Below are 8763 nucleotides of genomic sequence, written 5' to 3' on the forward strand. Positions count from 1 at the left end.
TCTTCCCGTGAACGGGTCTTCCCGTGAACGGGTCTTCCCGTGAACGGGTCTTCCCGTGAACGGGTCTTCCCGTGAACGGGTCTTCCCGTGAACGGGGCATCCGATGCCTGGGGAGCCGCGCTTCCGATGCCTCGCCCCTGTGGCGGCCGACGTGCCGTCGGCCGCCATGGAAGATGCCGTCGCCCGGTCGCCGTCCACCGCTCCAGGGGAAGCCGTGCCCGGCCCCGCCCCGCGCACCCCCGGGAGCCGAAGCGGATCGGCGCACCCCTACGGCGCCACCCCCTCCCGGCGCCGCGGGATGTCACCACACGTCAGCTCCGCACGTCAGCGCGGCCCGTACTTGCGGCCCGTACGGGACGTCATGCCGCCCAGCACCCCACGGGGCGCCAGCTTCACGGCGCCCATGAGGGCCTTGTACCGCGGGTCCGGAATGGAGAGGGACTTCCCCCGCGTCAGATCCTTCATCGCGGCGTCGACCAGCTTGTCCGCGTCCAGCCACATCCAGCCGGGGATGTTGTCCGTGCCCATCCCGGCCCGCTCGTGGAACTCGGTCCGTACGAACCCCGGGCACAGCGCCATCAGCCGCACGCCGCTGCCCGCCAGGTCCCGCGCGGCGCCCTGGGTGAACTGCACGACCCACGCCTTGCTCGCGCCGTAGGTGCCGCGTGGCACGAACGCCGCCACCGAGGCCACATTGACCACCGCGCCCCGCCGGCGGTCCCGCATCCCGCGCACCCCGGCCGTGGTCAGCCGCAGCACCGCCTCGCAGTGCACCTTCAGCATCGTCAGCTCGTCGGCCATCGGGACTTCGAGGTATTCGCCCTTGTTGCCGAACCCGGCGTTGTTCACCAGCAGGTCCACCGGGTGCTTGGTGTCCGAGAGCCGCGCCTCGACCGCGGCGATGCCCTCCTCGGTGGCCAGATCGGCGCTCAGCACCTCGGCCTCGATGCCGTGCCGGTCGTGCAACTCGGTGGCCTGCGCGTGCAGCCGCTTCTCGTCGCGCGCGACCAGCACCACGCTGTGGCCGTCACTCGCGAGCCGCCGGGCGAACGCCGCCCCGATGCCCGCCGTCGCTCCCGTGATCAATGCAGTCGTCATACGGGCACGCTATCCGCCCGGGGCACGACGCCCGCGCGCCTCCCCCCGGCGGCGCGGCCGCCCGCGGACGACCTCCGTCCGGCCGTCGGGCAACCGGGGCGCGGGGCCCGCCGCCGCCTGCCCGCAGGGCCCGTCGCCGCCCGGCTCCCGCGGGGCCGCCCCTCCGGCCTCCCGATCCGGCCCGCGCGGGCCCGGCGGCTCAACCCTCCTGCCGCGCCGCGTACTTCAGCGCCTTGCGCCGGGCCTCCCCGTGGAGCGCCTCGCCCGCCTCCAGCAGCCGGGGCAGCAGCTCCCGCCGGGTGGTCAGGGCCTGGAACGTCAGCCCGATGGTCACCTCGTGATCCGGGCGGTGCACCACCTCGACGGCGTCCCCCGCACGGATCTCGCCCGCCTCGATCACCCGGAGATACGCGCCGGGCACCGCGGCCTGAGTGAACCGCTTGATCCAGCCGTGCTCGCCGATCCACCCGCGGAACGTGCGGCAGGGGGTGCGCGGTCCGGTGACCTCCAGCAGCAGCCGCGGGCCGACCCGCCAGCGTTCGCCGATGAGGGCGCCGGTGACCTCGACGCCCGAGGTGGTGAGGTTCTCCCCGAAGCAGCCGTTGGGCAGCTCACGGTCCAGCTCCCGCTGCCACGCGTCCAGGTCCTCGCGCGCGTAGGCGTAGACGGCCTGGTCGTCGCCGCCGTGGTGGCGCAGGTCGACCACCGCGTCACCGGCCAGCCCGCTGCCCGCGGTGCCGTGCGGTCCGGGGGCGGTCACCGTCACCGGGCCGTCCACGGGCCGCTTGTCGATGCCCGTGCCGCCCTCGGCATCGGTGTGCTCGGACGGGCCGGGCCGCCCCAGGTTCACGGTCAGCAGCTTCATGCGGTGCTCCGTCCTGCTCGATCGGCATGGTCCAGGGAAGAGCCCGTCGGGGCGCCCCGACTCACGCATGCCCGCGATCCCCCTCCACGCTAGCCAACCCACCCAAAAGCATGGACTCGTTTTTTCCCGTTCAACCCAAGAACCGCTTATGCTTGAACCATGATCGAGGCCCGTCATCTCCGTGTGCTGCGCGCCGTCGCCAGGACCGGCTCGTTCTCCGCCGCCGCACGCGAGCTGGGCTGCACCCAGCCGGCCGTCAGCCAGCAGATGAAGGCACTGGAACAGTCCGCCGGCACCCCGCTGCTGGTCCGCGCGGGCCGCGAGATGCGGCTGACCCAGGCGGGTGAGGCGCTCGTACGGCACGCCGTCGGCATCCTGGCCGGGCTCACCGCCGCCGAGGAGGAGATCGCGGCCATCGCCGGCCTGCGCGCGGGACGGGTGCGGCTGGTCTCCTTTCCCTCCGGCAGCTCGACGCTGGTGCCGACCGCCCTGGCGAAGATGCGTGCGGCCCACCCCGGCACCCGGGTCTCGCTGGTCGAGGCCGAGCCGCCGCGCTCCATCGAGATGCTGCGCAACGGCGACTGCGAGATCGCGCTGGCCTTCCGCTATCCGGAGGTGCGCGGCGCGGACCCGGCGGCCGGAGCGGAGTGGGACGACCTGGTGGTCCGCCCGATCCTGGCGGACCGGCTGGTGGGCCTGGTCCCGGACGGCCACCGGCTGGCGAAGGCGGGCACCGCGCAGTTCGCCGAGCTGGCCGACGAGGCCTGGATCGCGGGCTGCCCCCGCTGCCGCAGGCACCTCGTGGAGGTCTGCGAGAGCGCGGGCTTCACCCCGCGCATCGACTTCGCGACCGACGACTATCCGGCGGTGATCGGCCTGGTCGGCGCGGGCCTGGGAGTCGCCGCGCTGCCGGAGCTCACCCTGGAGTCGGTACGCCCCAAGGGGGCCACGGCCATACGGATGGAGCCCGCCGTCCACCGGGAGATCGTCGCCCTCACGCTGCCGGACCTCGCACAGGTCCCCGCGGTCGAGGCGACCCTCGACCGGCTGGCGGACGCCGCGGGGCGCTGAGCCGAGGCGCGCGGGCGCACGCGGCGAGGGGACACGAGGGGACGCCCGTCCGCCCCGGGAGCCGGGCCGCACCGAGCCCGGCACGCCGAGGGGACGCGAGAAGACGCCCCGCCTGCCCCGGGAGCCGGGCCGCACCGAACCCGCCCCTGTCCGAGCCCGCCCCCGAGCCCACGCCGCACCGAGCCGCTGCCGCCCGCACGGCCGCAATTTCCCCGCCCACCCTGCCGGCCGACACCGTGCGGCCATGCAGGAACGTTTCTTCAGGGGCGGTGCGCTCCTGAAGATTCAGGCGCCGGAGACGCCCGCGGAACCGGTCATGGAGGAGGCGGGGATCAGCCGGTGGCGGGCCCGGCCCATGAGCTCCTCGCGCTCGTCCTCCGTCAGGCCGCCCCACACCCCGTAGGGCTCACGGACGGCCAGTGCATGCGCCGCGCACTCGGCCCGTACCGGGCAGCGCATGCACACCTCCTTCGCCGATGTCTCACGCGCGCTGCGGGCCGCTCCGCGCTCACCCTCGGGATGGAAGAAGAGGGAGCTGTCCACGCCGCGGCAGGCGGCGAGCAGCTGCCAGTCCCAGAGATCCGCGTTCGGGCCCGGAAGGCGGGAGAAATCTGCCATTGCTTGTCCCCTCGAAGCGGTGCTGATGCGGGCTCGGTGCTCACGACGGTACATCTACTGTCGAAGTAGATGTAAATATGACTCATTGCGAATCTAGTCATAGTCACCATGAAAATGGAAGAAAGAGAGCCAAATAGGGCATAGGGTGCACGCGCGGATGCCGGTCGCCCGATGAGTCGTCTGCGTATCCGGCTCCTCACGGAGCGTGCTGAACTCGGTCGCCGAAGCCGTAACTCTTTCGAGTGACCGTCGTTGAGAGTGCGGAGGCGGTTGGCAGAGGTAGTCGTCGGGCAGATGTCCGAGGCCGCCAATCGCACAGGTGACGATACGTACCAGCCTGGAGGCTCAAGGTGACGCGCATCAGCTGCGGAGGGCGGTCATGACATCCGTCCTCGTCTGCGACGACTCCCCGCTTGCCCGAGAGGCGCTCCGTCGGGCGGTTGCGACCGTGCCCGGCGTCGAGCGTGTGACGACCGCGGCCAACGGCGAGGAAGTCCTCCGCCGCTGGGGTGCCGATCGCTCGGATCTGATTCTGATGGACGTACGGATGCCCGGTCTCGGCGGTGTCGAGACCGTGCGCCGGCTGCTGTCCGCCGACCCCGGCGCCCGGATCATCATGCTCACGGTGGCCGAGGACCTCGACGGTGTCGCGCTCGCGGTCGCCGCCGGGGCCCGGGGCTATCTGCACAAGGACGCCTCGCGCGCCGAGCTGCGGGCGACGGTGACCCAGGCGCTCGCCGACCCGACGTGGCGGCTCGCCCCGCGCCGGCTGCGGTCCGCCGAGATGGGTGCCGCGCCGACACTGACCGCGCGCGAGATCCAGGTGCTGGAGGGCATGAGTCACGGCCGTTCCAACGCCGAGATCGGCCGTGAGCTGTTCCTCTCGGAGGACACGGTCAAGACGCACGCGCGGCGCCTCTTCAAGAAACTCGGCGCCTCCGACCGGGCGCATGCGGTGGCCCTGGGCTTCCGCTGGGGACTGGTCCGTTAAGGCGTTGTGACGTGCAGCGATGCGGGGGAGCGAAGATCCCCGCCCGCCCTGCGGCGGGCGGGGCAGTGAGGTGCCCCGCAGGCCGTCGCGTCCGCCGGCGGTCCGATTCGCCGCGCGGTGCCGCATCCTTGAGGTATGAGGTTCCTCGGGGACGGGTCGGTCGGGCACGAGGGGAGGGCGCAGGAGATGACAGCCGGCGCACCTGCCGCGCATAACGCTTCAGTGCACAAGTACGGACCTGATGCCGCGGATCGTGCGGCGCCAAGGCACCATGGTCCGATGCGTGATGACGGGAAGCAGGAAATCGGCGCTCTCGTCGCGCGTGCTGTCGAGGGTGACCAGCGGGCCACCCACGATCTCCTGGCCCATGTGCATCCCCTCGCGCTGCGCTACTGCCGCACCCGGCTGTCGAGGCTGCCGGGTGATGCCCGGCACTTCGTCGAGGACCTGGCGCAGGAGGTGTGTGTCGCGGTGCTCTGCGCGCTGCCGCGCTACCGCGACACCGGCAAACCCTTCGAGGCGTTCGTCTTCGCCATCGCCGGCCACAAGGTCGCCGACCTGCAGCGCGCCGCGATGCGGCATCCGGGCAGCACGGCCGTGCCGTCCGACGAGATGCCCGAGCAGCCGGACGACTCCCTCGGCCCCGAGGAGCGGGCGCTGCTGAGCAGCGACGCCGAGTGGGCCAAGAAGCTGCTGGCGAATCTTCCGGAGAACCAGCGCGAGCTGGTCCTGCTGCGGGTGGCCGTCGGGCTGACCGCCGAGGAGACCGGGCAGATGCTGGGGATGTCGCCCGGCGCGGTGCGGGTCGCCCAGCACCGGGCGCTGAGCAGGCTGCGGGCGCTCGCCGAGCAGTAGCAGATTCCCGCTGCCCACGGCGGAATATCGCCGTAGAAATACACAAGTGACGAGGCCCTCATCGCTCGTGGATTGGGACACTTCCTTAGGCCGTTAGCATGGGAGTCCGCGCTGAGGCAAGAGCATTGGGGAAGGTGTCATGAGTGACAACGTCGACGGTATGCCCGCCAAATTCGCCATGCTCGGGCTGACGTACGACGACGTGCTGCTGCTGCCCGGCGCGTCGGAGGTGCTGCCCAACGCGGTGAGCACCGCCTCCCGGGTCTCGCGCAACGTCGCGGTGAACATCCCGCTGCTGTCCGCGGCGATGGACAAGGTCACCGAGGCCCGGATGGCCATCGCCATGGCCCGGCAGGGCGGCGCGGGCGTACTGCATCGCAACCTGTCCATCGAGGACCAGGCCAACCAGGTCGACCTGGTCAAGCGCTCCGAGTCCGGCATGGTCACCGACCCGATCACGGTGCGTCCCGACGCCTCGCTCGCCGACGCCGACGCGCTGTGTGCCAAGTTCCGCATCAGCGGGGTGCCGGTCACCGACGCCGCGGGCAAGCTGCTGGGCATCGTCACCAACCGCGACATGGCCTTCGAGATGGACCGCAGCCGCCAGGTCCGCGAGGTCATGACGCCGATGCCGCTGGTCACCGGCAAGGTCGGCATCTCCGGCGAGGACGCCATCGAGCTGCTGCGCCGCCACAAGATCGAGAAGCTTCCGCTGGTCGACGAGGCCGGCGTGCTCAAGGGCCTGATCACGGTCAAGGACTTCGTCAAGGCCGAGAAGTACCCGAACGCCGCCAAGGACGCCGAGGGCCGGCTGGTCGTCGGTGCGGCGGTGGGTGTGGGCGACGCGTCGTACGACCGGGCGCAGGCGCTGGTCGAGGCCGGTGCCGACTTCCTCGTCATCGACAGCGCGCACGGCCACAGCCGCGGCATCCTCGACATGATCGCCAAGGTCAAGTCCAACATCAACGTCGATGTCGTCGGCGGCAACGTCGCCACCCGCGACGGCGCCCAGGCGCTGATCGACGCGGGCGCGGACGGCATCAAGGTCGGGGTCGGCCCCGGCTCCATCTGCACCACCCGCGTCGTCGCCGGCGTCGGCGTGCCGCAGGTCACCGCGATCTACGAGGCGGCGCAGGCCGCGAACGCCGCGGGCGTCCCGCTGATCGGCGACGGCGGCCTGCAGTTCTCCGGCGACATCGCCAAGGCCATCGCGGCCGGCGCGGACACCGTGATGCTGGGCTCGCTGCTGGCCGGCTGCGAGGAGTCGCCCGGCGAGATGGTCTTCATCAACGGCAAGCAGTTCAAGTCGTACCGCGGCATGGGCTCGCTGGGCGCGATGCAGTCCCGCGGCCAGGCCCGGTCCTTCTCCAAGGACCGCTACTTCCAGGACAACGTGCTGTCCGAGGACAAGCTGGTGCCCGAGGGCATCGAGGGCCAGGTGCCCTACCGCGGTCCGCTCGCCTCGGTCGCCCACCAGCTCGTCGGCGGCCTGCGCGCCTCCATGGGCTACGTCGGCTCCGCCGACATCCCCGAGCTCAAGGAGAAGGGCAGCTTCGTCCGCATCACCTCCGCGGGCCTCAAGGAGAGCCACCCGCACGACATCCAGATGACGACCGAGGCGCCCAACTACTCGGGACGCTGAGGTCCCCCGGCCCAAGGGGATCGGATGACCACCAAGGCGCGTCACTGCACACGGCGCTAGCACGGCCCTACCGTGAAGCCCGCGGCCGCACCCCGGCCGCGGGCTTCGGTGTGTCGGGGATACTGGAAGCGCAGACGTAGAGGGAAAGGCCACACACGTGACTGAGATCGAGATCGGGCGCGGCAAGCGCGGCCGCCGGGCATACGCATTCGACGACATCGCCGTCGTACCCAGTCGCCGCACCCGCGACCCGAAGGAGGTCTCGATCGCCTGGCAGATCGACGCCTACCGCTTCGAGCTGCCGTTCCTGGCCGCTCCCATGGACTCGGTGGTCTCCCCGCAGACCGCCATCCGCATCGGTGAGCTGGGCGGCCTGGGCGTCCTCAACCTGGAAGGGCTCTGGACCCGTTACGAGGACCCGGAGCCGCTGCTCGCCGAGATCGCGGAGCTGGACGGCGCCACCGCCACCAAGCGGCTCCAGGAGATCTACGCCGCGCCGATCAAGGAAGAGCTGATCGGGCAGCGGATCAAGGAGGTGCGGGACGCGGGCGTGGTGACCGCCGCCGCGCTCTCGCCGCAGCGCACCGCGCAGTTCTCCAAGGCCGTCGTCGACGCCGGCGTCGACATCTTCGTGATCCGCGGGACCACCGTCTCCGCCGAGCACGTCTCCTCCGCGGCCGAGCCGCTGAACCTCAAGCAGTTCATCTACGAGCTGGACGTCCCGGTCATCGTCGGCGGCTGCGCCACGTACACCGCCGCGCTGCACCTGATGCGGACCGGCGCGGCCGGTGTGCTGGTCGGCTTCGGCGGCGGCGCCGCGCACACCACGCGCAACGTCCTCGGCATCCAGGTCCCGATGGCGACCGCGGTCGCCGACGTCGCCGCCGCCCGCCGCGACTACATGGACGAGTCCGGCGGCCGCTACGTCCACGTCATCGCCGACGGCGGTGTGGGCTGGTCCGGTGACCTCCCCAAGGCGATCGCCTGCGGCGCCGACGCCGTGATGATGGGCTCCCCGCTCGCCCGCGCCACGGACGCGCCCGGGCGCGGCCACCACTGGGGCATGGAGGCGGTCCACGAGGACGTGCCGCGCGGCAAGCGGATGGACCTCGGGGCGGTCGGCACGACCGAGGAGGTGCTGTTGGGGCCGTCCACCGTCCCTGACGGCTCCATGAACTTCTTCGGCGCGCTGCGCCGGGCGATGGCGACCACCGGGTACTCGGAACTGAAGGAGTTCCAGCGGGTCGAGGTGACGGTCGCGCCGTCCCAGCACGACAACCGCTAGGTTCCGCCCGTGGCGGTGGCTTCCCGCGTTGTCGGGTGGCCCCGCCGTGGCCTGTCTGTTGTTTCGCCTTCGGCGGGTGCCCGCCTTCGGCGGGGTGGGTTGTGTGGGGTGGGGTCCCGGGTTTGTGGTGGGTGCCGGGTTCGGTGCCTCCGGGGTGGGTGTGTGGACTGCTTCGCTTTACGTCCACACACCCACCCCTCCGGCCCCGCCCCCTCCCGTCCGTTGTGGGCACCACCCCGGTGGGGAGCAGGAGAAAACAAAAAAGCAGTAGCCGGGCCCGCACCACGGTGCGGGCCCGGCTACTGGGGTTTGAGAACCCACACCCCGACCGGGCGGGG

Annotated in this window: 8 protein-coding genes; 5 read left to right on the forward strand and 3 right to left on the reverse strand. The window is 71.7% G+C overall.

From position 1 onward, the window contains the following. Positions 1-324: 324 nt before the first annotated feature. Both AB0411_RS37420 and AB0411_RS37425 read right to left on the reverse strand, forming a co-directional pair. Positions 325-1098: an SDR family NAD(P)-dependent oxidoreductase gene (locus AB0411_RS37420; protein ID WP_366421696.1), complete on the reverse strand. Its 774-nt coding sequence runs from the start codon at positions 1096-1098 to the stop codon at positions 325-327. Positions 1099-1297: 199 nt separating this feature from the next. Beyond that, a complete protein-coding gene (locus tag AB0411_RS37425) occupies positions 1298-1963 on the reverse strand; it encodes an MOSC domain-containing protein (protein WP_366421697.1) in 666 nt (221 codons plus the stop codon). 159 nt (positions 1964-2122) lie between these two features. On the opposite strand from AB0411_RS37425, the gene AB0411_RS37430 reads away from it, so the two are divergent. After that, positions 2123-3034: a LysR family transcriptional regulator gene (locus tag AB0411_RS37430; protein ID WP_159481460.1), complete on the forward strand. Its 912-nt coding sequence runs from the start codon at positions 2123-2125 to the stop codon at positions 3032-3034. Between the two features lie 285 nt (positions 3035-3319). Here the strand turns inward: AB0411_RS37430 and AB0411_RS37435 are convergent, their stop codons facing one another. After that, on the reverse strand, positions 3320-3652 hold the full coding sequence (locus AB0411_RS37435; RefSeq protein WP_086716391.1) for a WhiB family transcriptional regulator: 333 nt from the start codon (positions 3650-3652) through the stop codon (positions 3320-3322). A gap of 379 nt (positions 3653-4031) precedes the next feature. On the opposite strand from AB0411_RS37435, the gene AB0411_RS37440 reads away from it, so the two are divergent. The 4 genes from AB0411_RS37440 (at position 4032) to AB0411_RS37455 (ending at position 8425) form a co-directional block, all read left to right on the forward strand. After that, entirely contained in the window at positions 4032-4643 is a 612-nt protein-coding gene (locus AB0411_RS37440; RefSeq protein ID WP_003948568.1) for a response regulator transcription factor, read from the forward strand. A gap of 279 nt (positions 4644-4922) precedes the next feature. Further along, positions 4923-5498 (forward strand): sigma-70 family RNA polymerase sigma factor, encoded by a 576-nt coding sequence (locus AB0411_RS37445; protein WP_043264857.1) that lies wholly within the window; start codon positions 4923-4925, stop codon positions 5496-5498. 139 nt (positions 5499-5637) lie between these two features. After that, positions 5638-7140, forward strand: a complete 1503-nt coding sequence (guaB, locus tag AB0411_RS37450; protein ID WP_260639314.1) for an IMP dehydrogenase — start codon at positions 5638-5640, stop codon at positions 7138-7140. A 157-nt stretch (positions 7141-7297) separates the two neighbouring features. Further along, positions 7298-8425 (forward strand): GuaB3 family IMP dehydrogenase-related protein, encoded by a 1128-nt coding sequence (locus tag AB0411_RS37455; protein ID WP_260639313.1) that lies wholly within the window; start codon positions 7298-7300, stop codon positions 8423-8425. Positions 8426-8763: the final 338 nt, after the last annotated feature.

The sequence above is a fragment of the Streptomyces angustmyceticus genome (assembly GCF_040701845.1).
In the GTDB taxonomy this organism is placed as follows: domain Bacteria; phylum Actinomycetota; class Actinomycetes; order Streptomycetales; family Streptomycetaceae; genus Streptomyces; species Streptomyces angustmyceticus_A.

Excerpts from the sequence above, each read along its gene's own strand:
- AB0411_RS37420 (WP_366421696.1), bottom strand. The coding sequence starts at position 1,098 with ATGACGACTGCATTGATCACGGGAGCGACGGCGGGCATCGGGGCGGCG.
- AB0411_RS37445 (WP_043264857.1), top strand. The coding sequence starts at position 4,923 with ATGCGTGATGACGGGAAGCAGGAAATCGGCGCTCTCGTCGCGCGTGCT.
- guaB (WP_260639314.1), top strand. The coding sequence starts at position 5,638 with ATGAGTGACAACGTCGACGGTATGCCCGCCAAATTCGCCATGCTCGGG.
- AB0411_RS37425 (WP_366421697.1), bottom strand. The coding sequence starts at position 1,963 with ATGAAGCTGCTGACCGTGAACCTGGGGCGGCCCGGCCCGTCCGAGCAC.
- AB0411_RS37430 (WP_159481460.1), top strand. The coding sequence starts at position 2,123 with ATGATCGAGGCCCGTCATCTCCGTGTGCTGCGCGCCGTCGCCAGGACC.
- AB0411_RS37440 (WP_003948568.1), top strand. The coding sequence starts at position 4,032 with ATGACATCCGTCCTCGTCTGCGACGACTCCCCGCTTGCCCGAGAGGCG.
- AB0411_RS37435 (WP_086716391.1), bottom strand. The coding sequence starts at position 3,652 with ATGGCAGATTTCTCCCGCCTTCCGGGCCCGAACGCGGATCTCTGGGAC.